The sequence below is a fragment of the Pseudomonas sp. HMSC065H01 genome, from assembly GCF_001815235.1.
In the GTDB taxonomy this organism is placed as follows: domain Bacteria; phylum Pseudomonadota; class Gammaproteobacteria; order Pseudomonadales; family Pseudomonadaceae; genus Pseudomonas; species Pseudomonas aeruginosa.
In genome coordinates, this window is the sequence record NZ_KV819891.1 from 336 (window position 1) to 865 (window position 530).

Genomic DNA, 530 nt, shown 5'->3' on the forward strand with positions numbered 1-530 from the left:
CATCGCGAGCGCGACCACTTCTTCGACTGGCACATGGCGCGCGAGGTCCAGCCCGGCTCGCTGAGCCTCAACGACTACGACTTCCAGCGTCCCGGCACCCGCCTGGAAGTGCGCTCCAATGTCGGGCGCGCCCATGCCGCGGCCGACTACCCGCTCTACGACTACCCTGGCGAGTATGTGCAGAGCCAGGACGGCGAACACTATGCACGGACCCGCATCGAGGCGATCCAGACCCAGTACGAGCGAGTTCGCCTGCGGGGATGCGCCAGGGGTATCGGGGCGGGCCATCTGTTCCACCTGAGCAACTACCCGCGCCTGGACCAGAACCGCGAATACCTGGTGGTTGGCGCCGAGTACCGGGTAGTCCAGGAACTCTACGAGACCGGTAATGGCGGGGGCGGCGCGCAGTTCGAGAGCGAGCTGGACTGTATCGACGCCGGCCAGGCTTTCCGCCCCTTGCCGTCGACCCCGGTGCCGGTGGTGCGCGGCCCGCAGACCGCGGTGGTGGTCGGGCCCAAGGGCGAGGAGAT

Annotated in this window: 1 protein-coding gene; it reads left to right on the forward strand. The window is 68.1% G+C overall.

Translation table 11 applies throughout. From position 1 onward, the window contains the following. Positions 1–530: type VI secretion system tip protein VgrG (vgrG, locus tag HMPREF3014_RS15360; protein ID WP_141765724.1), on the forward strand; the 530-nt coding region annotated here is incomplete at both ends.